The 25,482-nt window shown below is 60.5% G+C and carries 24 protein-coding genes; 5 read left to right on the plus strand and 19 right to left on the minus strand.

The window, feature by feature from the left end; translation table 11 throughout:
- Positions 1–8 precede the first annotated feature (8 nt).
- Positions 9–905: a LysR family transcriptional regulator gene (locus CKW30_RS12785; RefSeq protein ID WP_095180982.1), complete on the minus strand. Its 897-nt coding sequence runs from the start codon at positions 903–905 to the stop codon at positions 9–11.
- A gap of 107 nt (positions 906–1,012) precedes the next feature.
- Between CKW30_RS12785 and CKW30_RS12790 the strand changes: the two genes are divergently transcribed.
- The 4 genes from CKW30_RS12790 to CKW30_RS12805 all read left to right on the plus strand — a co-directional run bounded on the left by CKW30_RS12790 (position 1,013) and on the right by CKW30_RS12805 (position 4,475).
- Positions 1,013–1,345: a multidrug efflux SMR transporter gene (locus tag CKW30_RS12790; protein ID WP_016771980.1), complete on the plus strand. Its 333-nt coding sequence runs from the start codon at positions 1,013–1,015 to the stop codon at positions 1,343–1,345.
- Positions 1,346–1,489: 144 nt separating this feature from the next.
- Positions 1,490–2,665, plus strand: a complete 1,176-nt coding sequence (locus CKW30_RS12795) for an FAD-binding oxidoreductase (protein ID WP_095180983.1) — start codon at positions 1,490–1,492, stop codon at positions 2,663–2,665.
- Entirely contained in the window at positions 2,662–3,474 is an 813-nt protein-coding gene (locus CKW30_RS12800; RefSeq protein WP_095180984.1) for an aldo/keto reductase, read from the plus strand. Before CKW30_RS12795 ends, CKW30_RS12800 begins: the two co-directional genes overlap by 4 nt.
- Before the next feature lie 32 nt (positions 3,475–3,506).
- A complete protein-coding gene (locus CKW30_RS12805) occupies positions 3,507–4,475 on the plus strand; it encodes a hypothetical protein (protein ID WP_041477637.1) in 969 nt (322 codons plus the stop codon).
- A gap of 84 nt (positions 4,476–4,559) precedes the next feature.
- Here the strand turns inward: CKW30_RS12805 and hldE are convergent, their stop codons facing one another.
- From hldE to CKW30_RS12820, 3 genes are all read right to left on the minus strand, one after another.
- Positions 4,560–5,981 (minus strand): bifunctional D-glycero-beta-D-manno-heptose-7-phosphate kinase/D-glycero-beta-D-manno-heptose 1-phosphate adenylyltransferase HldE, encoded by a 1,422-nt coding sequence (gene hldE / locus CKW30_RS12810; protein WP_041477636.1) that lies wholly within the window; start codon positions 5,979–5,981, stop codon positions 4,560–4,562.
- Between the two features lie 99 nt (positions 5,982–6,080).
- Positions 6,081–7,886: a lipid A export permease/ATP-binding protein MsbA gene (msbA, locus tag CKW30_RS12815; protein ID WP_016771984.1), complete on the minus strand. Its 1,806-nt coding sequence runs from the start codon at positions 7,884–7,886 to the stop codon at positions 6,081–6,083.
- Positions 7,887–7,901: 15 nt separating this feature from the next.
- The gene (locus tag CKW30_RS12820) at positions 7,902–9,074 is read right to left on the minus strand and encodes an O-antigen ligase (protein WP_095180985.1); all 1,173 of its coding nucleotides are present in this window, start codon (positions 9,072–9,074) and stop codon (positions 7,902–7,904) included.
- Between the two features lie 150 nt (positions 9,075–9,224).
- Here CKW30_RS12820 and CKW30_RS12825 point away from each other — a divergent pair, with 150 nt between their 5' ends.
- On the plus strand, positions 9,225–9,791 hold the full coding sequence (locus tag CKW30_RS12825; RefSeq protein ID WP_224787295.1) for a lipopolysaccharide kinase InaA family protein: 567 nt from the start codon (positions 9,225–9,227) through the stop codon (positions 9,789–9,791).
- On the opposite strand, the gene CKW30_RS12830 is transcribed toward CKW30_RS12825, so the two are convergent.
- The 15 genes from CKW30_RS12830 to rfaC all read right to left on the minus strand — a co-directional run bounded on the left by CKW30_RS12830 (position 9,786) and on the right by rfaC (position 25,482).
- On the minus strand, positions 9,786–10,880 hold the full coding sequence (locus tag CKW30_RS12830) for a glycosyltransferase (protein ID WP_095180986.1): 1,095 nt from the start codon (positions 10,878–10,880) through the stop codon (positions 9,786–9,788). The genes CKW30_RS12825 and CKW30_RS12830 overlap by 6 nt on opposite strands.
- A 54-nt stretch (positions 10,881–10,934) precedes the next feature.
- Positions 10,935–11,696, minus strand: coding sequence for a hypothetical protein (locus CKW30_RS12835; protein WP_056787489.1), 762 nt, complete (start codon positions 11,694–11,696; stop codon positions 10,935–10,937).
- Positions 11,697–11,750: 54 nt separating this feature from the next.
- Positions 11,751–12,707: a glycosyltransferase gene (locus tag CKW30_RS12840; protein ID WP_095180987.1), complete on the minus strand. Its 957-nt coding sequence runs from the start codon at positions 12,705–12,707 to the stop codon at positions 11,751–11,753.
- Between the two features lie 81 nt (positions 12,708–12,788).
- On the minus strand, positions 12,789–14,189 hold the full coding sequence (locus CKW30_RS12845; protein ID WP_056787815.1) for a PIG-L deacetylase family protein: 1,401 nt from the start codon (positions 14,187–14,189) through the stop codon (positions 12,789–12,791).
- An 8-nt stretch (positions 14,190–14,197) separates the two neighbouring features.
- Positions 14,198–15,094: an antimicrobial resistance protein Mig-14 gene (locus tag CKW30_RS12850; protein WP_056787483.1), complete on the minus strand. Its 897-nt coding sequence runs from the start codon at positions 15,092–15,094 to the stop codon at positions 14,198–14,200.
- On the minus strand, positions 15,094–16,224 hold the full coding sequence (locus tag CKW30_RS12855) for a glycosyltransferase (RefSeq protein ID WP_056787481.1): 1,131 nt from the start codon (positions 16,222–16,224) through the stop codon (positions 15,094–15,096). Before CKW30_RS12855 ends, CKW30_RS12850 begins: the two co-directional genes overlap by 1 nt.
- Positions 16,208–17,965: a carbamoyltransferase gene (locus tag CKW30_RS12860; RefSeq protein ID WP_024011327.1), complete on the minus strand. Its 1,758-nt coding sequence runs from the start codon at positions 17,963–17,965 to the stop codon at positions 16,208–16,210. The genes CKW30_RS12855 and CKW30_RS12860 overlap by 17 nt, the downstream gene beginning before the upstream one ends.
- A gap of 225 nt (positions 17,966–18,190) precedes the next feature.
- The gene (locus tag CKW30_RS12865; RefSeq protein WP_095180988.1) at positions 18,191–19,090 is read right to left on the minus strand and encodes a DUF3800 domain-containing protein; all 900 of its coding nucleotides are present in this window, start codon (positions 19,088–19,090) and stop codon (positions 18,191–18,193) included.
- The gene (locus tag CKW30_RS12870; RefSeq protein WP_370593503.1) at positions 19,050–19,379 is read right to left on the minus strand and encodes a YceK/YidQ family lipoprotein; all 330 of its coding nucleotides are present in this window, start codon (positions 19,377–19,379) and stop codon (positions 19,050–19,052) included. Before CKW30_RS12870 ends, CKW30_RS12865 begins: the two co-directional genes overlap by 41 nt.
- A gap of 180 nt (positions 19,380–19,559) precedes the next feature.
- Positions 19,560–21,011, minus strand: coding sequence for a lipopolysaccharide kinase InaA family protein (locus tag CKW30_RS12875; protein WP_095180990.1), 1,452 nt, complete (start codon positions 21,009–21,011; stop codon positions 19,560–19,562).
- The gene (locus CKW30_RS12880) at positions 21,011–21,763 is read right to left on the minus strand and encodes a lipopolysaccharide kinase InaA family protein (protein WP_056787474.1); all 753 of its coding nucleotides are present in this window, start codon (positions 21,761–21,763) and stop codon (positions 21,011–21,013) included. The genes CKW30_RS12875 and CKW30_RS12880 overlap by 1 nt, the downstream gene beginning before the upstream one ends.
- Positions 21,760–22,494, minus strand: a complete 735-nt coding sequence (locus tag CKW30_RS12885; RefSeq protein WP_041477623.1) for a lipopolysaccharide kinase InaA family protein — start codon at positions 22,492–22,494, stop codon at positions 21,760–21,762. Before CKW30_RS12885 ends, CKW30_RS12880 begins: the two co-directional genes overlap by 4 nt.
- Complete coding sequence (rfaP, locus tag CKW30_RS12890) at positions 22,494–23,300, minus strand: lipopolysaccharide core heptose(I) kinase RfaP (protein ID WP_056787471.1); 807 nt, start codon at positions 23,298–23,300, stop codon at positions 22,494–22,496. The genes CKW30_RS12885 and rfaP overlap by 1 nt, the downstream gene beginning before the upstream one ends.
- Positions 23,300–24,421 carry a glycosyltransferase family 4 protein gene (locus CKW30_RS12895; RefSeq protein WP_041477621.1) on the minus strand — a complete coding sequence of 374 codons (1,122 nt, stop codon included), beginning with the start codon at positions 24,419–24,421 and terminating at the stop codon, positions 23,300–23,302. The genes rfaP and CKW30_RS12895 overlap by 1 nt, the downstream gene beginning before the upstream one ends.
- Positions 24,421–25,482, minus strand: a complete 1,062-nt coding sequence (gene rfaC, locus CKW30_RS12900) for a lipopolysaccharide heptosyltransferase RfaC (protein WP_095180991.1) — start codon at positions 25,480–25,482, stop codon at positions 24,421–24,423. The genes CKW30_RS12895 and rfaC overlap by 1 nt, the downstream gene beginning before the upstream one ends.

Below are 25,482 nucleotides of genomic sequence, written 5' to 3' on the forward strand. Positions count from 1 at the left end.
GGCGGAGTTTATCGGCTTTTGTCGCCGATCGCCCGCAAGTGCACGGCAAAACGTTCCGCCAGCCAGCGCGCGGCCGGGCCGAGCGGTTCGTCGCGGCGCCAGACCAGTTCCACCACCAGCGCTGGCGGCGTCCATTCGCTGTCGAGCTCAATCATCTGGCCTTGATACGCCGAGTACTGCACAACGTGGCGCGGCAACCAAGCCCAGCCGAGATCGCGCACCAGCCATTCGGACATTACGTAAAAGCTGTCGGCGCGCCACACCTGTGGGCTGGCCGGCTCGTTGCCGGGATAGACGCTGGTCTGCGTCGACATCAGCAATTGCCGGTGCTGCGCCAGTTGCTGGCAGGTCACATAGGAATGCTGCGCCAGCGGATGATTGACGCCACAGACCGTGACCATTTCCACTCGACCCAGTACGCGGCGCTCAAGGGCTTCGGGGATTTCATCGTGATAGAACAGCAGGCCGAGGTCGGCGCGACGTTCGACCAGTTTGCGCGCGACTTCGCCTTGGGCGGCGCTGGTCAGTTGCACTTCCAGGCTGGGAAACTGCTCGGCCAGTTCGCCGAAACTTTCCACCAGCGCCTGATACGGCATCGCCTCGTCCTGAGCCACCCGCAACTGCGCCTCCTGGCCGCGCAGCATGGCCATCGCGCGGCCGTTGAGGCGCTCGCACTGGCGCAACACTTCCCGCGCCTCTTCCAGCAATGCCTCGCCCGCCTCGGTGAGACTGGGCTGACGGCCACTGCTGCGCTCGAACAGGCTCACGCGCAAATCCTCTTCGAGCATCGCGACAGCACTGCTGATCGCCGATTGCGCCTTGCGTTGTCGACGTGCCACGGCGGAGAACGATCGCTGTTCGGCGACGTCGACAAATACCCGCAGGTGCTCAAGATTCCATTGCATACGATTTTTCAACCTATCTACTGAACAGATAGGTAATGACTTTACCCCATCTGAGCAATCCCTAGAATGTCACTCCAGCAAGCAATGATTTATTTGAGGATCAAACCATGAACGCCTACGTCTATCTGGCCATCGCCATCTGCGCCGAAGTGATCGCCACCGTTTCGATGAAAGCGGTCAAGGGCTTCAGCACTCCTCTACCGCTGATTCTGGTCATTGTCGGCTACGGGATTGCATTCTGGATGCTGACGCTGGTAGTGCGCACCGTACCGGTGGGCGTTGCCTACGCCGTCTGGGCGGGGATGGGCATTGTCATGGTCAGCGTCGCGGCGCTGTTCATCTACGGGCAGAAACTCGACGTACCGGCGATGCTGGGGATGGCGTTGATCGTGCTAGGGGTCGTCGTGATTCAGCTGTTTTCGAAAACCGCGGGGCATTGAAGAAAAAGATCGCAGCCTTCGGCAGCTCCTACAGGTAACGCATTCCAAGGTAGGAGCTGCCGAAGGCTGCGATCTTTTTTCACATCGGAGGCCGATGTCTGAGTCTGTATACTGCGCCCTCGTCTTGAGCACTGAGGTCGTTGCATGCCATCCGTTATTTCCACCGACGTTCTGATTGTCGGCGCTGGTGTCGCCGGCCTCTGGCTGAATGCGCGCCTGCGCGGTCAGGGTTTCTCGACCGTGCTGGTGGAAAGCGCCAGCCTCGGTGGCGGGCAGAGCGTGAAGTCCCAGGGCATCATCCACGGCGGTGCCAAGTACGCGCTGCACGGCGCGCTGACCGGGGCCTCGGAAGCCATCGCCGACATGCCGCGCCGCTGGCGCGAGGCGCTGGCCGGTAATGGTGAGCTGGATCTGTCCGGCGTACGTCTGCTGTCCGAAGCCCATTACCTGTGGTCGCCAGGCACTTTGGCCGGCAACCTGACCAGTTTCTTCGCCAGCAAAGCCGTGCGTGGCCGGGTCGATCAGGTCAAGGGCGATGAACTGCCGCCAGCCCTGCAAGACAAGCGTTTCAAGGGCAAAGTCTATCGCCTCGCCGAATTGGTAGTGGATGTCCCGAGCCTGATCCAGCGTCTCGCCGATCTGGCCGGTGACGGTCTGCTCGCCGGGCAGGTCATCGAGCCGCTGCTGGAAGCCGGCGTGCTGGTCGGCCTGAAAGTCGACGGCCGTGAGATCCGCGCCCAGCGCATCGTCCTCAGCGCCGGCGCCGGCACGGCCGAACTGCTTGACGCCCTGGGCCTGAGCCGTCCGGCCATGCAGCGCCGCCCCCTGCACATGATCCTCGCCAAGGGCCCCGGTTTGAAACCGCTGTACGCGCACTGCCTGGGCGGCGGCACCAAGCCGCGCATCACCGTGACCACGCATCCGGCGGCTGATGGCCAGTGGGTCTGGTACATGGGCGGCGACATCGCCGAAAGCGAAGGCGTGGCCCGCGAACCAGCCGAACAGATCGCCACCGCGCAAAAGGAAATCGGCCAATTGCTGCCGTGGATCGACCTCAGCACCACGCAATGGGCCACCCTGCGCGTCGACCGCGCGGAGCCGCTGCAAACCGGCCTGACCCGTCCGGACAACGCATTCCTCGCCGAGGAAGGTCGCTTGCTCGTCGGCTGGCCGACCAAACTGGCACTGGCGCCGGACTTCGCCGACCGCGTTATCGCCTCGCTGCAACGCGACGGCATCCAGCCGCAGGCGACTGATCCGCTGCCGCCGCTGCCGAAACCACCGCTCGGTGTACCCGCGTGGGAGCAACTGCTGCCATGAGCATCGCCACTCTGCACGAACTGCATCGCCCACTGGGCAGCACCGGCCTGACGGTTTCGCCGCTGGGCCTGGGCACGGTCAAACTCGGCCGCGATCAAGGGGTGAAATACCCCAACGGCTTTCAGATTCCCGGCGATGATGAAGCGCGCATGCTGCTGCGCCAGGCGCGCGATCTGGGCATCAACCTGATCGACACCGCACCGGCCTATGGGCGCAGCGAAGAACGCCTCGGCCCGCTGCTGCGCGGTCAGCGTCAGGACTGGGTGATCGTCAGCAAGGTCGGTGAAGAGTTTGCCGATGGCCTGTCGCGTCACGATTTCAGCGCCGCGCACACGCGAATGTCGGTCGAGCGCAGCCTGCAACGTCTGGAAACGGATTTTATCGATCTGGTCCTCGTGCACTCGGACGGCAACGACATGGCCATCCTCGAGCACGAAGAGGTCTACGCCACCCTCGCGGCGCTGAAGGCCGAGGGCAAGATTCGCGGCTTCGGGTTTTCCGGCAAAACCGTCGAAGGCGGCTTGAAAGCGCTGGAGCAAGGCGACTGCGCGATGGTCACCTACAATCTGAACGAACAAAACGAAAAGGCGGTCATTGACTATGCTGCTGCCCACGGCAAAGCCATTCTGGTGAAAAAAGCCCTGGCCAGCGGTCATGTCTGTCTGAGTCCGGGAGTCGATCCGGTGCGCGCCAGCTTCGAGTTGCTGTTCACTCATCCCGGCGTTGCCAGTGCTATTGTCGGCACGATCAATCCGCTGCACCTCGCCCATAACGTAGCGACCGTTGCCCAGGTCCTGCGTAGTCACTGACGCCGCCCCGCGGCCTTAAGCCAGGAGCCGATATGCCGCGCACGCTCATCCGCAAGAACCCGAGCAACTTCAAGACACTGCCGCTGTTCGTCGAAGCCACACCCGAAGGCCTGAGCTATCAGAGCGTCGGCATGCCGCTGAACTTCGCCCAGACCCTGCAACGGCGTAAACCGGTCAGCGTCGCCGACAGCGAGCGCTTCGCCCTGGAACTGGCCAACCTCGGCGTGTCCGTGCGCCTGACCCTGCATTGGCAGAATCGCGATTACTGGGTGCTGGTGCGCCAGCGTCGGCAGGATCGCGGCGACGTGGTGCTGAAACTGATTTCCGGCTATGTGCCTGCTCATGAGCTGAATATTCCGCTGCACACGGCGATTCAGGAGATTGCCGAAGAGTGTCTGCTGGAAACCCCGGAAGGCTGGCTCGGCGGGCGCTTCAACGAGACTTGGTTGCCGGCGCCCTACTCCGCTGCGCTGCATTACCGTGAGGCGTTGCCGTTTCGCCTGACGCCGTTGTCCGGTTCGGCGCGTCCGGTGCGCTGCGCCAACCTGCAATTGCTGGAGCGACCAAGGGCGTACGTGCATCTGCCGACGGCGTCCCTGCAATTGATCTATGACTTGCGCCTGGACGTGCCCAAGGAGGCGAAGTCCTTGAGCCTGTTTCATGTCGACGAGCGTCTGGAAGGCGATCAACTGGTGGCGCGACTCGATCGCAAACGGCCAGACCTGTACTTAATGCCATTGCACGACGGCCAGCCGCTGCCCGAGTTGTACACCCTGAAAAAGGATCAACTGTATCCGGCGAGTACCCGCGGTCTGTATCTGGCCGAAAGCTTCGCGCGACAGGATGGCTGGCTGGTGCGTGATGAGCGGATTCGCTGGAAGGACTGGTTGCGCCAACAGGGTCTGACGCCACCCGAGAAGGCTACTGGACTGGCACGCCTGCGCGGCAAGGCCAGGCAGCTGCTGAAGAAAATCGTACCGCGCAAGAAAGTGAATTCCTGAAAGCAAAAAATCGCAGCCTTCGACGACTCCTGCATTGGAATGTATTCCCATGTAGGAGCTGCCGCAGGCTGCGATCTTTTGATCTTATTGGCCGCGGATCTTTTCCACGATCGCTGTCGTCGAGCTGTTTTCCACCAGCCCCAGGACTTTCACGGTGCCGCCGTAGGCGGTGACGATATCCGCGCCGACCACCTGATCGATTCCGTAATCGCCGCCCTTGACCAGCACGTCCGGCTTGACCTCGCGCAGCAGGTTTTCCGGTGTGCCTTCAGAGAAACTGATCACCCAGTCCACCGCGCCGAGACCGGCGAGTACCGCCATGCGGCGATCCACGCTGTTGATCGGCCGGCCCGGGCCTTTCAGGCGGCTGACCGAGGCGTCATCGTTGACTGCCACGATCAGGCGGTCGCCCTGAGCACGGGCCTGTTCCAGATAGGTGACATGGCCGGCATGCAGGATATCGAAGCAGCCATTGGTGAAAACAATCCGCTCGTTGTGCGCACGGGCATCGTCAACCGCCAGCAGCAGCTGCTCAAGTCCCAGCACGCCTCGCTCCGAACCTTCTTCGCGCTGAATGGCGCGGCGCAGTTCCGGGGCGCTGATCGCTGCGGTACCCAACTTGCCGACGACGATGCCTGCTGCCAGATTGGCCAGCGCCACGGCGTGCGGCAGTTCTTCGCCTGCGGCAATGGCCGCGGCCAGGGTCGAAATCACCGTATCGCCGGCACCGGTCACGTCGAACACTTCGCGGGCGCGGGCCGGCAGATGCAACGCCGGATGATCCGGACGCAGCAAGGTCATGCCGTGTTCACCACGGGTCACCAGCAGCGCGCCGAGGTCGAGCTCCTGCATCAGGACGGCGCCCTTGCTCACCAGTTCGTGCTCATCGGCGCAACCACCGACGATGGTTTCGAACTCGCTGAGATTCGGTGTGATCAGGCTGGCACCGCGGTAGATCGAAAAGTCCTTGCCCTTCGGATCAGCCAATACCGGTATACCTTTGGCACGGGCGGCCTGGATCAGGGCCTGGTGATTTTTCAGTGCGCCTTTACCGTAATCCGACAACACCAGCACCTTGATGCCTTCCAGCAACCCGTCAACCTGCGCGGCCAGTGCCAGAGCATCGGTGGCGAACACTTCTTCGAAATCGATACGCAACAGTTGCTGGTGCCGGCTCATGACCCGCAGCTTGACGATGGTCGGCTGGTGCGCGATGCGCTGAAACAAGGCGCGCACGCCCGCGCCCTTGAGACTGTTGCTCAGGCTGTCGGCGGCTTCGTCATCGCCGGTCACGCCCACCAGTGATGCCGGTGCACCCAGCGCGGCAATGTTCAGCGCCACGTTGGCGGCACCGCCCGGGCGATCCTCGATCTGCTCGACCTTGACCACCGGCACCGGCGCTTCAGGAGAAATCCGTGAGGTTCCGCCATGCCAGTAACGGTCGAGCATGACATCGCCGACCACCAAGACAGGGGCTTGATCGAATCGCGGCATCGACAATTTCATGGAGCAACCCACATACAAAATGAACAGGGGCGCGATATTAACAGGATCGCGCGCGCCGGGAATACACGAGGGTGAGGCTGGCCCACCCTCATCTGCAGATCAGGCAATGTCTTCAGCCGGAGCATCCAGCCCCATCGCATGCAGACGCGCGTAGTAGCCATTATGAGCAAGCAGTTGGGCATGAGTGCCGCGTTCGACGATCTCGCCCTGATCCATGACGAGGATCAGATCGGCCTTCTCGATGGTCGACAAACGGTGGGCAATCACCAGCGTGGTGCGGCCTTTCATGACATGGTCGAGTGCCGCCTGAATGTGCCGCTCGGACTCGGTATCAAGGGCCGAAGTCGCTTCGTCGAGGATCAGCAGCGGGGCGTTTTTCAGCAAGGCCCGGGCAATCGCCAGACGCTGACGCTGTCCGCCAGACAACAGCACACCGTTCTCGCCGACCTGGGTATCCAGGCCTTGAGGCATCTGCGCGATGAAGTCCATGGCAAATGCATCCCTGGCGGCTTTCTCGATATCTTCGCGAGGCGCGCCTGCCAGATCGCCGTAAGCGATGTTGTTGGCGATGGTGTCGTTGAACAGCGTCACGTGCTGGGTCACTTGCGCTACATGGCGACGCAGATTGCGCAGACGATAGTCCTCGATTTCGACATCATCGAGCAGGATTTCGCCGGTCTCGTGGTGATAGAAGCGCGGAATGAGACTGGCCAGCGTCGATTTGCCGCTGCCGGAACGCCCAACCAAGGCGATCATCTGACCTGGCGAAGCGGTGAAGCTGATGTTTTTCAGCACTTCCCGTTCAGTGCCCGGGTAAGTGAAGCTGAGGTTGTTCACCGCCAGATGGCCACTGACCCGATCACGCTCGATCGTACCGGTGTCGATTTCCGGTTCAACATCGAGTTGCTCGAAAATGCTTTCGGCGCCGGCCACGCCTTTCTGGATGGTCGAGCTGACTTCAGACAATTGCCGGATCGGTTTGGGCAGCAACCCGGCAGCTGTGATGTAGGCAACCAGATCACCGGCCGTTGCATCACCGCGCAGGAACAGTACGAGGAACATCAGTACGGCCATGGCGGTGTAGATCACCAGCTGCAGCATCGGCGTATACACCGCGCCAGTCTTGGTCATACGCAACTGTTTGTCGGTGTTGCTCTGGCTGGCCGCCGCAAAACGCTGCTGCTCATAAGCCTCGCCACCGAAACTGCGCACAACGCGATAGCCTTGAATGGTTTCGGAAGCCACGTGGGTGACGTCGCCCATGGCCACTTGAATCTTTTTGCTCTGCTTGCGGAATTTCTTGCTGGTATTGCCGACCATGAACGCGATCACGGGCAGGATCGCCAGCATCACCAGAGTCAGTTTCCAGTTCATCCACAGCAGATAGGCGAACAGGAAAACCACGGTCAGGCCTTCGCGGATCACCACTTTGATGGCATCCGTGGCGGCGCCGGTGACCATGGTCACGTTGAAAGTGATGCGCGATATCAGATGACCCGAGTTGTGGGTATCGAAATAGCGATTGGGCAGTACCAACAGCTTGTTGAACAGTTCGATACGCAGGTCATGCACCAGCCCCAACGAAACCCTCGCCAGGTAATAGTTGCCGAGAAACGAGCCGAGGCCTTGCCACGCTGCGATCAGGATGATCAGCAACGGCACAGCCATCAGCAATTGCACGTCTCGCAGATAGGGAACGTTGGGGAAGAGCACCGCTTCCGGGTTGCTCAGGCCATCGACAAAATACTTGAGAATCCCGGCCAGCATTGGTTGCGTGGAAGCAAAGATCACGAAGCCCACGATACTCAGCAGGAAAAGACCGATATAGGGTTTTACGTACCCCAACAGCCGAAAGTAGATTTTCAGGCTGGATTCCTGTTCCGCTTTGGGCGGTGCGTCAGTCATCGTAGAGCTCACTGGTTAAGAAGAACGCGAAATTTTATCACAAGCGCTGCCATTGGCCCGCGCCCATACCAAAACGCTGGCAAGCCCCAACGGCAGCCAGCTGATGAACCACTCGGCGCGCGGGGTGCCGGTGAGGCTGGCAGCGTCGAATTGCATCGCCAGTGTCGAGAACAGCCAGATACCGATGATCCCCCGGGCATACAGCGTTTCCCGAACTTTCCACGCTTGGAAAATAACGGCGAACCAGACGGCAGACCATAACAGCAGTCCCGGCAGACCCAGTACGATCGCAACATGGGTGAACAGATTGTGGGCGTGATCGAAAGTCATGCCCGACCAGAAAACCCGGTAGTCCCCACCCAGGCCCAACCCACCCCAGGGATGTTGGGCAATCATATCCAGAGAGGCCATCAGAATCTGCGGACGAAAGGAAACTCCGCGCGCCAGCACCAACGGTTCGAACAGCCACAGCGCCACAATCGCCACCACCAGGGCCACGGCTGCGACGATTCGGCTGTGGCGGTCACGACACCAGATCGGCATGGCCAGGATGGTCAGAAACAACGCCAGCGCCGCGCCTCGACTCTGACTCATCAGTACAAAGATACCCAGCACCGCCAACGCCAGTGTCCAGACCCCTTGCCACATCACGCCACGCGGCGCCCACAGGGCCAGCCACACCGCCGCCAGGCCGATGACATAGCCGCCGAGGATCGGATGCGCCAGCTCACCCAGCCCTTCCACCCGGGCAGACCAGGCGTTACCTTCGATGACGTAAAACCTGACGATGGCCACCAGCGCAGTTACTGCCAATCCCAGCCCGCCCCACTGCATCAGGCGAATCAACCGCTCGGGGCGTCCGCTGGCGAACACCGGAAAAAACAGCAGGAACACCACGATATACAACAGACGCTTGGCCTCGCGCCCCGTTTCCGGTGCGTTTGTCCATGCCAGACTGATCAGCGACCAGACCAGCAATCCGAGCAATGGCAGGTAGATCCAGCGTTGTTCATGGAGCACTTCTCTGACGCGGTGCCGCGCAGCCCAGCCCAGCACTAGCGCCGGCAACCAGACGAGAGCCACCAGCCCCTGCTGGTAGACCTTGTTGGTGGGCGCTACGGCAATAGCCAGTAAAAACCACAAGAGCCCCATCGCCATCCATAGTTGCGCCCAGCGTGTTTCCTGCATCAATCTGCTCCTGACAAGGGTTCGCCCATGCGACGCGGCATGGTTAAAATCGAAACTTTTCGGCATCATTGCCCGCTACTACACCCCGCACTTTCGACAAGGCTTCCTACGATGCGATGCTCCCGGCTCTCACAAGCCGCTCTAGACCAAATGATCGACGCCGCCAAAGTTCTGGAAGCGGACAGCTATGGGCCGAAAGTCTACCTGCTGCAGGATGGGAAAATTCTCAAACTGTTTCGTCGCAAAAGGTTTTTTTCATCCGCCTTGTTTCGCCCCTACTCGAAGCGATTCATCGACAACGCCGTCGAGCTGCACAAACTCGGCGTACCGACGCTGCAGATCCTCCAGTTTTTTCGCCTTGAGAAACCAGGCATGACCGCCGTGCTGTATGAGCCTCTGCCCGGGCAAACGCTGCGCCAGATCGCCGCAAAACAAGGTTTCAACTGGACTCAGGCATTGCCGGATCTGGCCGAGCTGATACGCAGCCTGCACCGCTCGGGCATCTATTTCCGCTCCCTGCATCTTGGCAACATCGTGGTCACACCAGACAACCGCATGGGCCTGATCGATGTCGCCGACATGCGCTTCACCCGCGGACCGTTGCCAAAGCGCTTGATCAAACGCAACCTGCAACACTTCGCACGCTATATTGCGCGCGAAAAGCTGAACGACAGCTTTCCGATGCAGGCACTTGAGCGCGCGGTCTTGTCGTCATGAAAACAATGCGCGGGCAGCCTGGCTGAAGTTCGCCCAGGCCTCGTCCGGTGAAAGCATCCGGTACTGCTCGGCATTGATCGCTTGAGATGAGGCACTGAAGGCGCGGTCGATGGCCTCGGCCCAGGCTTTCGTGTCATTGACCGGCGCATACCAGCCGGCGCTGCCCAGCTGTTCGCTGAACACCTCCAGATCGCTGCACAGCACCGGTACGCCGGCCATCACCGCCTCCTGCATCACCAGACCCAAGCCCTCTTCCAGCGAAGGGATGGCAACCCAGTCGAACGCACGATAAAGCTGCGCTGCTTCGTTCAGATGCCCGGTCAGCAAGACCTTCTCCTGCAAGCCAAGCGCGTCGATGCGCTGCTCCAGCGCCGCGCGTTTGGAGCCTTCGCCGATAATGACCAGGCGCAAGTCCGGGCGGCTGTCGAGTGCTGCGGCAAAGGCATCCAGCAAATAACCGAACCCCTTCTCGGAGACCAGCCGCCCTACCGCGCCCAATACCGGCGTATCGCCTTGCGGCAACCCCAACCGTGTCCGGGCTTGCTCGCGGGTGAACAGGTCAGCACGAAACGCTTCCGGATCGAACGCACTTCGCAACGGGGTGACAGGCATCTGCAGATCGCGGGCCAGTGAATCGGCGAGAGTGCTGGAAACGGCAACCAGTTTCAGCCGGGACGCAGGGATTGCCTGGAATAGAGCCTGGTCGCCGGCATTCAAACGCGCCGAACCGTGGAAGATCACTACCGCGCGGATATGCGGCAGTTTCTTGAGGACCGGTAATAACGTGCGTGCGACACCCATGCCGTCCAGCAGCAGCAATCGAGCGTCACTGTCCACGAGCGCCTGGCGAAACCTCGCCCGCATCACGGGTTTGGCCAAACGCCAGAAATGCCGGCCCTTCAGGCGGGCTGACGATAACTGCCACTCCCGGACCTCACCGACATCCACGCCGCACTCGGCTCCCTGCCCCTGGAGCAGCCAGGTTTTGACCACCGCCGACGGCGCAGCCTGAGAGAGTATCTGCTGATGCACTTTATGGATTGATGCGAACGGAGCGCCACCGGCCCACATGATATTGAGAATATTCATAGGGCAGAAAGCCGTTGCACGGATTTGCGGGGACAAGCTGCGCGGTACTCGAACTCAGTTGATGAACCAGCCAATGCAGACTCCCAGCAACAGAAACAAGGCAAATTTAATCTGCTCGCGGCGATTGCGGCGCGCTTTGCGTTCACGCTCGACATCCGTTTGCACATGCAGACCAAAACCGGTGTGCATGACCGCGTCTGCCTCGAGTATCAAGGCCTCCCTGTTCAGTTGCGAGTAGCGCTGTGACAAGGCCTTCTCGCCACCGTGTCCGGCGAAAGGCGCGCACAACCGATAATCCTCGAGTCGGCGCAACCCCGGGTTCAGCGAGAACCCTTGCCACTCCGGCTTGTCGGAAATCAGCGGATAACAGGCGACGCCATCGACAATCTCGCGCGCGCCCAAGTGGATGTATGGGCTGTGAACACGCAGATCGTGATTATAGCTGCGCAACCAGATCTGCAGAATTTCCGGCCGCGCTTGCAGAATGGTCATCGAGTCTTCGACGAACCCCGGACGATAGAACTCCCAGTCATCTTCGCAATGAAAAATGTAGGGGGTGCTGACGTGTCCGTAGGCCAGGTCGATCGAAGCCAACTGGCCCAGCTTCGGACGATTGACGAAAACCGTGCAATGCTCTTTCCAGTGGGCAGGCAGAATCCCGGCAACGCCTTCGTCGCCGGCATCTTCGGTGATGAACACTTCACGAATGGGTGCCGTGTTGTACCGGTCGAAGCTATCGAGAGTGGCCTTGAGCAGATCGAGTCGACCGCAGCTGGTAACCACCAATGTAATCTGGCTTTCTTTGGAAAATTGCACCGATATCTCGTTAATCAGAAGTCGCCAGCAATATCACTGGCTATATGACACTTGTCAAATGCCCACTTTCAGGCGGATTTTTTCCAGCAGGCTCAGCGGCGCCCGATCACGCAACGGCGGCTCAAGTTCTTCAACGATGCGCTGACCGATCCGCGCGAAGCTGAACTGCTCCACCGCCAGTTCGCGACCGTTGTCAGCGATGCGTTGCGCCAGTTGCGGATCCTCGCGCAGCGTGGCCAGCTTTTCCTGCAACTGCGCGATCGTCTGATAGAACACCACGTTGTGCATGTCCTGCAAACCCAGCGCCGCAGCTTCGGCGGCGCCTTGATCATAGGCCAGCAGGACGCAGCCGCAAGCCATGGCTTCGAAGTTCTTGATCATGAACTCGCCCATGCCCACGTCCGCGCTGACAAAAAAACGGATACGGTTGAGCGTTTCCAGGTATTCAGCCCCGGACTTGGTCCGCGTCACCAGCAGCGGCTCGACCTGGCCCAGTTCATCCAGCAGCGCCTTGCGGCCACTGTAGGCCACACTGTTGGTGCTGCCGACGAAGGCGAGTTCGATATCCCGCTCGCGCCCCTGGTCCTGCAATTGCGTCTGATCGTAGCCCTTGGGCACGAACACGGCGTCGAAGCCCTCCGAGCGCAGGCGCTCGGCCACCACGAAACCGGAACTGATCACCCGTGCCCACGGCAAACGCCGATAGTGCGCACTGAACTTGCCGGTGTACTTGCAGGGGATGTAATTCTGATAGGCATCGTGCTCCAGAATCACCAGATTGGGGATGGTGCGGATAAACCCGACCTGCCGGATCTCCTGCTTGAAGCGCAGGAAAAATACGATGCGGTCATAGCGGGAAACGTCGACTTCGCGGCGGAAATATCGCCGCAGATTGCGCTGCTCCTCGCCGCTCAACCAGCGCAGGTCGCAATCACAATGGGCGGCGACACCCTCATACAAGCGATCGAGGATGGCCCGCTGATCTTTCTGCACCAGAAATAGAACTTTCATTGTCTTCCTTGCCGCAACAGCAACCCGAGCAAACCTGAACATGCCCGCCTGCAAGACAGTCTTGCGCGGGCGCCTGTGTCGCTACAAACGCCAGAACAGTTCGTGTCGCCGAACCGCCTTGCGGAAAAATTCGTTTTCGCCATAAGGCGAACCGGCGCGCCCAGCCAGCAATCGCTGCAGGCTTCGACGCAAGCGACGCTTGAACGGCGCGGGCGGCTGCAGGTCATGCATCATGCCCAGGGCCATTGCCTTGTCACGCTGCTGATCCACGGACAACGTCAGGCATACAGGCTGCACCGGCACGCCAGCATCAAAGGCTGGCGGCAGCGCCACGCCATCGCCACTATTGCCCATCGGCCACCGGTCGTTATCGTGCAGATGGTTGGCATAACCGAGCAGCGTCGGCTGCCAGTCCAGCCCCCCCAACACTTCAAGTACAGCCTGCTGCGCACAGATGTGGTCGGGGTGCGGGTCCAGCGTCGGATGCGGCAGCACGATAACGTCCGGACGCGCGCGCAGCATTGTTTCGCGCAGATCAGCCAGCAGATTGTTCCAGGTCGGCGCGCCATCGGCGTCACTTGGCAGAACAAACCGGTTGAATTGACGGAACAGACGGGTATCGCTCAAATCCGCCTCGCGCGAGCCCACCGGTTGCTCCGGGTGGTCGCGCATCGCTGCCAGTTGCAGACAGAAATACCCCAACTGCACGCAGCGTTCCTGGGGGACACCGGCCCATTGCGGCACGGTCAGGCTGTCCCAAGCGCGCAAACGTCCCTTCAGCCGCGCGGCGTCGACCTTGCTCATGCACATCTGCTGATAATGTTCGGCCTCGATTTCGCCAGCGGTCAGGGTGACGATCCAGGCTTCATCGGCCTGACAGTACAACCCGAACGCCGCCAGCTCCGCATCGTCGGCGTGAGGGGCAATGACCATGACCCGCTGGCGACGATAATCAGCGTGTTCCAGCGCCCACAGTACCGGTTCTCCCGATATACGACAGAAGCGTCCACGCAGGCGCAACACGCCTTCGGACAACGCTTGCGCCTGACCGCTCAGGTTCAGATAGCGCAGGCCGCCGACACCGCGTTCAAAGGTCTGCACGTCAGGATTGGCGCCACCCGACAACTCGATGAAAGGGTCAAGAAAACGTCCCAGCCAAGTGCTTTTGACCTTTACAGCCAGAATCAGCACGGCTTCGTCAGCCAGCATCACCCCTTCATCCAGACGCAGTTGCTCGCCGTTCAGATGCACCTTAGGCTGCGGCGTATACGCCGGGAAGCTGTATTGGTAATCGTCGCCGGGCGCGTAGAAAAGATGATCGGCAAACCACGCCTCATGGGCGATCCAGCCGCCAATCAGCAACACCGGCGCCAGCCACCAGGCGACCAGCACGCTCAGCGCGATGATGGCGGCCAGCGCGACCAACATGGCCACGCGCTTGTTGCGTCGATGGCGTCTGAGCAATTGCTGTTTGCGGCTCATGGTCTGACTCATACGGTGAACACCGGCACAGGGTTGCACCAGCGGTCCTTGTATTCACGGTCAGCGCGACCGAACGAAAAACGCAACGGCTTGCCGAGTGCCCGTGCGTGTTCCCAGGCGCTTTGCGTATTGAGAAAGCTCAGCACGCTGCCGGGGCTGAACTCGCGGGTTTCGGGATCCACGCCGCCATTCACGTATTCGACACTGATCCATTCTGCCGCCTCAACGCGGTAGACCAATTGAATCGCAATCGGCGCATCGTTGAGGAAAATGACCGAGCCGATCAACAGCTCGCGCAGCAACTCGATGACCTCGGCCATGCGCGCCGCGCCGGTCGCCGGAAAGCCCCAGCGGCGCTGAAACAGATCGCAGTACATCGCGGCCAGCTCAACGCTGGAAAACTCGCTGACCGCTCGCACCACACCGCCCGCTTCTTCCAGCAGACGCAATTCGCGACGCTGGTTGTAGCGGAACTTTTTCGACAATTCTTCCGGCGTGCGGGCCATGGCCAGTTGTTCAGCCTGCAACTTCAGGCCACTGAAACGGCCTTCGTTGAGTGCCGACAGATAGCGCGCCCGATGCCGCAGCGGTGCCTGAGCATCGACGGCGGCCGGCAGAATCAGCTCGGCATTGCCGAGGTCGAACAGGCCTTTCTTGCCGTTGCGTTTGAGCACGTCCTTGGACAACGCCAGGTCGCGTCCCCAGGTAGCGATGGCGGCTTCAACCTCGCCCTGCTGCTGCCAGGCCAGATAACGCACCGGGATCCCGGCCAAGTCGGCCAGGCGCTCGATGACCAGCGGATGTGTCGCGACACTGCCGCCATAACGTTGCCAGGCAGTGGCGTAGGTCGAGGCGTCAACGGGCGACCAGCCACGTTCGCGCCAGCCTTGAAATCGGTTGAGCATCAGCCCCTCGTTGCCAGATCGGTAACTGGCGGCAGGCGCCAGAAGGTCTCGCGCACCGCACGGTCGGAGAAACGCTCATGCAGTCGCTCGAGCATCATCTGCGCACATTGACGACGCTGCGGCTCATCCATCGCGGCCAGATGTTGCAGCCCCTGAGCCAGATGTTCGGCATCGCCCAATGGAAACAGGATGCCCACACCCTCCACCACTTCCTTCGCCCCGCCGCACGCGGTGGCCAGCAACGGTAAGCCGGCGGCCATGGCCTCCAGCAAGACCATGCCGAACGGTTCATGATCGGAGCTCAAGGCGAACACATCGAAGGCGCGGAAATAATTGCGCGCATCAGGCACCTGACCGAGAAACAGCACTCGGTCGGCAATGCCCAGCTCACGGGCCAGCCCCTTGAGATCCTGCTCCAGGCGACCACTGCCGAGAATGACCAACTGACTGTGGTCCGGCAGGCCTGGCAGCGCCTGGGCAAACCCGCGCAGCAACGTGGCCTGATCCTTGTCCGGGTGCAGGCGGCCGACGTTACCGACAATCCAGGCATCCGGCGACAGCCCGAGGATCTGCCGCGCTTCTTCGGAAGGTACCTGACGGGCTTGCAGTGCAGGCACATCGATGCGGTTGTACAACGTCTGGATTCGGCTTGCCGGCCATTTCGGCAGGCAGCGCCGCATGTCGTCACGCACTGCATCCGACACGCCGAGAAGGCTCAGGCGCTGGCGGAAAATATGCGCGAACAACTTGCGCGTCCCACGCTGGTAATCGCCGAACGCGTGGTGCACACCAATGACCGGCAGCGATGTGCCGAGCAAGGCGATATAGATCGGCTTGAAGCGATGGGCGATGCAAAGGCTGAAATTGCGTGAGGCGACGATCTTGCGCAGATCGCCGATAGCCCCCAGTTTCAGGCCACGAATGGCCTTGGAGCTGTACTCCATGAACAACACTTCATCGGAAGCACACGCTGCGGCCACCTCGCTATCGGCGGCCCCGGTCAGAAACACCGTGGTCACCCGATAGCCGGTGCCGGCAAACAGGCTGGCGTACTGCCGCGCGCAGTCCAGGAACGGCCCGTCATAGCCGTGACAGAACTGCAGCACATGGCGTTCAGCCGAGCGAGTCATAAGCGTTGGCGCCCTCTTTGACCACCAGAATGTCTTCCATGATCAGGTACTGCAGATCCGAGCCGAAAAACATGTTCAGCGCGTCGGTCGGCGAGCAGATCATCGGTTCGCCACGACGGTTGAGCGAAGTGTTCAGCGACACGCCGTTACCGGTGAGGTTTTCCAGCGCCTTCATCATGTCGTAGTAGCGCGGGTTGTATTCGCGCTTGAGCACCTGGGCACGGGAAGTACCGTCCTCATGGACGACTTCCGGCACGCGGGTTTTCCATTCTTCGGCGACTTCGAAGGTGAAGGTCATGAACGGCGCCGGGTGATCGATCTTGATCATCTGTGGAGCGACGGTGTCGAGCATCGACGGGCAGAAAGGCCTCCAGCGCTCGCGGAACTTGATCTGGTGGTTGATGCGGTCGGCGACACCGGCCACGCTCGGGCAGCCGATGATCGAACGACCACCCAACGCACGCGGACCGAACTCCATACGGCCCTGGAACCAGGCGACCGGGTTGCCATCGACCATGATCTGGGCGATCTGCTCCGGCATGTTGTCGAGCTTGCGCCAGGTCGGCTTGTTCTCGTGCCGGGCACACGCAGCAATCACGTCCTCGTTGCTGTACGACGGGCCGAGATAGACGTGTTCCATCTTCTCGACCGGTACGCCACGGGCGTGCGACACGTAAGCGGCAGCGCCGACTGCGGTGCCGGCATCGCCGGACGCAGGCTGTACGAACAGCTCTTTGATGTCGTCGCGAGCGATGATTTTCTGGTTCAGCTTGACGTTCAACGCACAGCCACCAGCGAAAGCCAGTTTGCCGGTTTCCTTGAGCACGTCGCCCAGATAGTGGTCGATCATCTGAAGCGCCAGCTTCTCGAACAGTGCTTGCATGCTCGCGGCGTAGTGGATGTACGGCTCGTCGGCGATGTCGCCTTCGCGCTTCGGACCCAGCCACTCGATCAGCTTCGGCGAGAAGTAGAAACCCTTGCCCTTCTCTTTATAGCGACGCAGGCCGATCACGTTGGCGTAGTCGGTGTTGATCACCAGCTCGCCATTTTCGAACGAGGCCAGACGTGAGAAATCGTACTTGCTGGCATCGCCGTATGGCGCCATGCCCATGACCTTGAACTCGCCGTCGAGCATCTCGAAACCGAGGAATTCGGTGATCGCACCGTACAGACCACCGAGGGAATCCGGGTCGAAGAATTCCTTGATCTTGTGGATCTTGCCGTTTTCGCCGTAACCGAAGAAGGTCGTGGCGTATTCGCCTTTACCGTCGATGCCGAGGATTGCGGTTTTTTCCTTGAAACCGGAGCAGTGATAAGCACTGGAGGCATGTGCCAGGTGATGCTCGACCGGCTCGATCTTGATTTTCTTCGGATCGAAGCCCAGTTGCTCGAGGCACCAGACGATCTTGTTGCGATAGCGCTTGTAGCGACGGTTGCCCATCAGGATCGCATCGAGAGCACGATCCGGGGCGTACCAGTAGCGCTTGGCGTAGTGCCAGCGGGCCTTGCCGAACAGGCTGATCGGGGCGAAAGGAATCGCCACCACGTCAACGTCGGACGGTTTGATGCCGGCTTGCTCGAGGCAGAATTTCGCCGATTCGTAGGGCATGCGGTTCTTTGCATGTTTATCGCGTACGAAGCGCTCTTCCTCAGCCGCCGCGACCAGCTTGCCGTCGATGTACAAGGCTGCGGAAGGATCATGGCTAAGGGCGCCGGACAGGCCAAGAATCGTCAATGCCACAGGGGTCTAGCCTCTTTAGTCTGCATGCAGGCGCGATGCGCCTTGAAAATTGATGTGCCCTCGCACAGGGCGAGTGGCAGCTAAAGGGCGGGATTATAGCGTAAAAGCGCCCGCAAGCCTCTAGCAGGAACAGGCAGTCGCCACGTTGACAGGCTTTGGACGTCGCAATAGACTCCAACTCAAATGGACTGGGGGATCCCGGTCGGCGCTAATGCCTCGGTGAGATCACCGGGGCTTTTCGCTTTTTGGAGGCGGGAAAATCTTCAAGCCCCAATTTTCGAAACCTTCTCCAGCGTTTATGCGCCCACCGCTGCAATAAAACTTGCGTTTGAGCACCTCGAAAGCGCGATTTTCCTGACCCGCTCTCAAAACACTCATACCAATGGGTCTCGCAACAAGATCAGCCAGCTGTAAGCCGGTGGAATTGACCTGCTTTGTGGCGAAGACTATTTCGAACGGCAGTTGCACGCCCATTCGATTGGCACCACCGCACATTCTGCGAAATTCCAGCTCCAACTCGTTATCTTCCCGCTTTCCTCGGCGTTCAAAAATCACATGTGTTGATGCGCGGTGCTGACCCTTCTCAGATAAAAAATCGTACAAAGTTTCAAGACAGAAGCCGAGCGCCAGATGATACGGATTCTCTAGAGAACCCTGCTTCTCGCAGAGTGGAGCCTTATCGATGACACAGCTGATCAAAACGAAATTGCTGGCCTCAATGATGCCGGTCAATTCGGCAAGAAACGCATGCTTGTGCGCCTTTGAGGTAAACAAACTAGAGAAAGCGCCTTTTTCTTTTCTAATCTCAAGCTCATGCAGCCCGATCAGATCATGTCCCATGTGATTGAACTTGAACTTCTGAACCGCTGGGATGACCTTTTCGCAATAGTGGCGCTTATGAAACACACAAAAGGCGAGTACGAAAATCGGATAGTAAGGGTCCAACCGCTGCATTCCGTGATCACCGCTTTCATCAACATAAATGACGAAATCACTGTATCTCGCGTCGGTGTGCTGAGGCTCTACGCCTTCAAGAACCTCGCGCACCTCGCCCCGATTTTCAAAACGAGAAAACTGCACAACGTCACCCGCGATTCGGGCGCCAATAGATACTGAGATTGCCATCCTCGATTTGCCGGTAAATCGTATAGGGCAAGGAAACGGTATCGAACACGGCGGACAGCGGAAGATCGAGCAACACAAAGGGCGCCAGCATACCCGTAGGATCAGGCGGCGCATTCAGCGTGCAAAAATCGAAGGCCAGACCACTGTAGATGCGCGGAATCGATTGGCAGTAGGTCTTCTTTTTGCGCAGGTCACGGGCAGCATCGGCGTCGCCCTGCAAAACGGTCGAGACACTGCCACAGCCTGAGAGAACTGCAGACATTACGCCCAGCGTCAGAATTTTTTTCATGCTCAAGATTCGCCCTCCGAGATCGTCAGGCAAATTAGCATCGAGCCCGAGCAGGGCACAGTTCATGGCTTCTGGAGAAGTTGTAGGACAGATCGCTGTATTTTGTCCGCTACTGCCCACAGACTCCGTTTCGCAGTGGACCAGGTCCATTGCAAGAACGAGTCTGCTCGTGAGAAGGAATCACCCTGCGCTGGAGACTTCTTTCGGCAACCGCTGATCAATGACCTGGTACAACGCGCTGCTTTCAGGCCAGTTGCGCATGAACCGCGCGCGATCGCGGGCGTAAGCTGGGGCAAAACTGCCGACCGATGAGTGCTGACACATGGAGTCGAGGTCGATCAGCGCCCAGCGATCCGCCTGCCAGAATAGGTTGTGGCCTTTGAAGTCGCCATGACTGATGCGCTCGGCGATCAATCGGGCAAACAATTGATCAAGCGCCAGCAACTCGGCTTCCGGTGCCTGGCCATTTTCCACGTACGGCGCAAAGCGCTTGATGATGTCCGGCCCGGGCAGGAACTCGGTGACCAGATAGGCACTGCGGCGCAGCCACAAAAAACGCTTTTCCAGTACCGCCAGCGGTTTCGGCGTGGCGATGCCCAGGAACGCCAGGCGATTGCCTTCACGCCACGAATGCCAGGCCCGGCTCGGGCGCCAGAAGCGCTTGAGCCAATGGGCGAAATTCTTGATGTTGTAGCGTTTGATAACCAGAGCTCGCCCGGCCACCTCGACTCTGCCGACGCTGGCCGCGCCGCCGGTCTTGTACAGATGCCCCCGATCAAGCAAGGCGTCGGCCTGATCAAGCACCGGCAGCATGGCCGCTGCTTCTTCACGGCGAACGGCGCGCAGGACAAATGCACCGCGCTGCACGGCGAACAGCGTGCATTCACGGCCGACCTTGTTCAGATAATCCCTGAGCCGCCAACTGCGCACCTTGTCGATCTGTTTCTGCAACGCCTCCAGCGGCAAAGCATGTTCGCTGTTGCTCAACAGGTAATAGACCAGCAACTCTTCGGTGAACGGCTCGAGTGACTTCGGAAGCTGAGCGAAAAACACCCCGAGATTTTCCAGCACTTTTTGTCGGGACAGTGGCTGGCCCGCAGCTTCCGCACGAACTCCGGCGCCATCGATCAGGTACAACTGACCGCCGTGACGCAGCAGATTGTCCAGGTGCAGATCCTCCTGCCAGAGTCCTTTGCCATGCATCCGACCGATAGCGTCAAGCGCTTCGGCCAGAACGGCGGTCTGCTCATCGGCCAGTGCCGGCAGAGACTCGACCTCGGCCCAGGCATCACCGAGGCTCTCGGCGCCCTCGAGGAATTCGAACAGCAGCCAGCCACCCTCACCGTCTTTCAGTCCATCGGCCAACAGCAGCGGCGTGGTCAGACCTTGCGCAGCGAGCAGGCGCACACCGTCCAGCTCCCGCTGAAAATGCCGGGCGGCCTTGCTGCCGACCAGCAACTTGGCCAATACCGGCCGACCGCGCCAGACGCCGGCGCCAACATAGCGCTGCCCGGGCAACACCCGCAGCAGGCTCAGCAACTGCAAATCCGCAACACCGGCGGCGTCCGCCAGGGTCACGGTCAGCGGCAGTGAGGGGGTACGCCCGGAGCGGGCCAGCTCGGACAATTGCATCAGCGGGTCTCCTTGTGGCTGCGCCGCGCTGTCAGTCGGCTCAGCCAGCTGTCGAGCAGCGAGCTGTCAGTCGGCTGATCGAGATAAGCCGCGAGCAACTGGCGCAAGTCTGCCTCGCTCCATTGCGGCGCTCGCCGTTGCAACGGTTCCAGATCCTTGACCCGATCACGCATGCCGAACAGCAACGGCCGGGTTTTCTCCAGATCGATCAGCTGCGCCTCATAGCCGTCGCCGGTGGCGCGCAGGAAAATATGTTTGGGATAGAAACAGCCATGCACCTGACGCGCGCCGTGCAGCCGCCGCGCCAACAGCCCGCAAGCCTTGAGAATGGCCGAATGCTGCGCGGCACTGAGCTGCGCCCAGCACGCCAGCAACGAATCCAGGTCGCTCCAGCCGTCCAGTGCACGGGTGAGCAGAATGGCGCGCACTTCCCCGGCGACCTTGCGCTCACCGAAAAAGGCTGCCTGCAACGCCGGAATGCCTAGCTTGCGGTAACGGCTGATGTTGCGAAATTCGCGGGCAAAGCTCGGTTCGCCAAACGGCGCCTGCAAGGTGCGGGTCAGATAATTGCTCTGGCGCTTGAGGTAATAGCCCTGGCCTTCAAGATCGAGACGGAACACGCTGCTCCAGCCGCCACCGGCAGTGTTGGGCTCATCCACAGCTTCAAGCTGTTTGGCCCACAGTGCATCGAAATTGCCGAGACCGTGGCGCTCCAGCAGTGCGCGGTCCTGTTCGGCAAGAAAATCAGTCATTCGCGCCCCTCAAAAAATCTCACCACATGGCGGATCCGTTTCTTGTCGGCGACATCGAGCCGATCACACTGGCGATACTGCTTGTAGAAGCGCAGGCGCTGGGTGTTGGACAGGTGATATTTGGCCAGTTTGTCGAGACAGGCGAGGTCCTTGGTGATCCGGTACTTGAGCCAGAAGCCGCGCCAGAATTCGCCGTTGGGGCAGTCGATGAGGAAGATGCGCGCCTGATCGTCGATCAGCAGGTTGCGCCATTTCAAATCGTTATGCGTAAACCGATGGTCGTGCATGGTCCGGGTGTAACCGGCCAATTGCTGGCTGACACCGTCGACCCAGGCGCGATCCTTGAGCCTGGGATCCTTGCGCTCGGCCAGTGCCGAGAGGTCTTCGGTATTGGGCAGCTCACGGGTGATCATCGCGCCCCGATCGTAGGCCGCGCCCCGCCGCTCCAGCCCCCAGGCCACCACCTCGGCAGTGGGGATGCCCCACTTGGCGAAGCGCTTGAGGTTCTGCCATTCCATTTTTACGCGCGGCTTGCCGAGGTAACGGCGCAGGCCTTTACCGGCGCCGACGTAGCGTTTGACGTAATAATTGACGCCGTCGCGCTGCACCCGAACCACCTCCGACAGCGGATCGCGGGTCAGGCGTTCGCCCTGCAAGGCAAATACGGCTTCGAGGCTGCCGAAATCTTCGGCGAGTTCGCCGTACTGCGGCTCAAGTGTCCAACCCGCCATCAGAGCGCATCCCCGTAACGCTGTTTACGCTCGTAGAGCTTGTCGGCCTTGCCTTGCAGCCAGCTCAGCAATGGCGCTTCTTCCGCCAGAATCTGCCGCAGTGGTTGCTGGAAATAGCCCTTGAGGAAACGCAGTTTGTCGCGGCGGGTCAGGCCGATGTCCAGCGCCGAGAAGTACAGCGCCGCCAGATCCTTGTTGCGCCAGCGCTGAGTGATCTTTGCGCGGGTCTGGGCTCGATGCAGGTCAATCACCGAGAGTTTGAAATCCTGCGGTGTGACCGGTTTGTCGGTGTGCAGCAGAAAATGGCAAATGTAGCAGTCACGGTGATTGACCCCGGCGCGGTGCATCATCCCGGTCATCCGCGCGACTTCGGCAATCAGCGCGCGCTTGAGTGTTGGCTCCGGCGGCTGCTTGACCCAGTCAATGCTGAAGTCTTCGAGGCTGATGGTCGGCGCGAGTTCTTCGGTGACGATGAACGAATGCTGATCCGCCGGGTTGCTGCCTTTCTCGCCGTAGGCGACGGCAGTCATGGTCGGCACGCCGGCTTCCTGCAGACGCTGAATGGCTTTCCACTCCTGACCCGCGCCGAGCACCGGCAGCTTGGCGGTCAGCAGGTTCTTGAAGATCTCGCCCCAGCCGATGCCACGGTGGATTTTCACAAAAAACCCGTTGCCGTCGACTTCCGTGCGCAATGTCCGGCGCGCTTCCAGCTCGCGGTACACCTCGCCCTGCAAGCCTTCGACTTCGGCGAACGGGTCGCGTCCGGCCCAAAGGCTTTTGAACGGTTCAGCCAGCATCAACTTCATTAAGCGTGCTCCGCCAGAATCACATCCGCCGCGTGCTGCGGCATGCTGTAGAGGTCGGCCGTCTCGGCGAAGGCCAGACCGTTGCGGCTCCAGGCCGCCCGTGCAGCGTCGTCGCTCAACATCTCGGTCAGGTATCGGGTCAGCTGCGCCTGCTCGAATGGCTCGTCCAGCACTCGCCCGGCATCGGCTTCGGCGATGTAATGGGCGTAACCGCAGACCGCACTGACCAGCACCGGCAAACCGGCCACCAGTGCTTCAAGCAGCACGGTGCCAGTGTTTTCGTTGTAGGCCGGGTGAATCAACAGGTCGGCGCCGAGCAGGAAACGCGGGATATCGCTGCGCCCTTTGAGGAAGGTCACATTGTCGCCCAGGCCCAGCGTCGCACTCTGCATCTGGAACAATTTGGGGTCATCCTGGCCGATTACAAACAGCCGGGTGCGTTTGCGCAATTCGGCCGGCAGGGCGGCCAGCGCCTTGAGGCTGCGATCAACACCCTTGGTCTTGAAGCCGGAGCCGATCTGCACCAGCAGCAACTCGTCGTCCTTGAGATTGAATTCAGCGCGGAAACCGGCGCGAATCTCATCGGCATCCGCCGGCCGCCGACGATCCTGGGCAATGCCCGGCGGCAGCAGGTGGAAGCGCTCGAGCGGCGTGTCGTAATACTTGATGAACAGCGGCTGCTGCACTTCGGAAATCATCAGCACTTCGGTCTTCGCGTCTTTGGCGAACACCGCGCGCTCGTACTCGGCGAAGTGGCGATAGCGACCCCAGCGGCGATAAAGCGAGTTGCGCAGATTTTGCGCCTTGTCTTCGAAGCAGCCGTCGGCGGCGTAGTAGACGTCCAGGCCCGGCATCTTGTTGAAGCCGATCAAGCGATCGACCGGACGCTTGGCCAGATCCGCTGCCATCCACGCGCTGAGCTTTTCGTTGCGACGGTGGTTGAAGAAGGCCTTGACCGGCGCCACCAGCACTTCGAAACCGGGCGGCACGTCGCCTTCCCAGATCAGCGTGTAGACGCGAATCTGATGGCCGCGTTTCTGGCATTCGAGAGCGATGCGCATGAAGTCGCGCTGCAAGCCACCGAACGGGAAATATTTGTACAGGACAAATGCCAATTGCATCAGCGCAGCTCCTCAGCCATTAACAACGTGCTCAGTCGGCTGGCGACACGCTCGGGGTTCACACGCGTGAAGCACAAAGGCTGCTCGCGTTTCAGGTCAAACTGACGGGCATCCTGCGCGGTCGGTTGATAGGTACATTTTTTCTGCATGCAGGGCGCGCACGGGAAGTCGCTGGCCAGATGAATCTGCAGCTTGCCGTAGGCGCCGGTGAGGCCCGGGTTGGTCGGGCCGAACAACGAAATCGTCGGTACATCCAGCGCAGCGGCCAGATGGCCGAGCCCGGTGTCCACCGCCACGCAGGCTTGCGCGCCGGCGAGGACTTTGCCGACGCCGGCCAGATTGAGTTTCGGCAGCACTTCGGCGTGTTTGAAGCCGGCAGCGATGCGTTCGGCGCGGGCCTTTTCCTGCGGGTTGCCCCACGGCAGCTTCACGCCAACGCCGAGGTAGCCGACCCGCTCGGTCAGCTCGCGCCAGTAGATTTCCGGCCAGTGCTTGGTGTCCCAAGTGGTGCCGTGGAGGAACACCACGTAGGCGTTCTTGCGCGGCAACTCGACCAGTCGTTCAACGTTGAGGCCGTAATCGCCGAGGCCTTTGGGCAGGTCGTAACCCAAGGCAATGGCGAACAACTGGCGCACGCGTTCGACGGCGTGCTGACCACGGGCGACGGCGAGCTTGCGATCGTAGAAGCGCGCAGCCATCGGCTCGCGGGCCGAGGTTTTATCGAGGCCGGCCACCGGGGCTTTGACGTAGCGGGTCAGCCAGGCACTTTTCAGCAGGCCTTGGGCATCGATCACCAGATCGTATTTATTGGCGCGCACGCTTTGCTTGAAGCGTTTCCACTCGCCGCTGGTGATGGTTTTCCAAAGATTCTTGCGCCAGCGGCGGATCGCCACCGGAATCACTTTATCGACCGCCGGGTGCCAGCTCGGAATCTCGGCGAAGCCCTCTTCCACCACCCAGTCGAACTTGATCCCCGGGATCGCGCGTGCAGCATCGGTCAGCGCCGGCAACGCGTGAATCACGTCGCCCAGCGATGAGGTCTTGATCAACAATACCCGCAA

The organism is Pseudomonas sp. Irchel 3F6, assembly GCF_900187595.1.
In the GTDB taxonomy this organism is placed as follows: domain Bacteria; phylum Pseudomonadota; class Gammaproteobacteria; order Pseudomonadales; family Pseudomonadaceae; genus Aquipseudomonas; species Aquipseudomonas siliginis.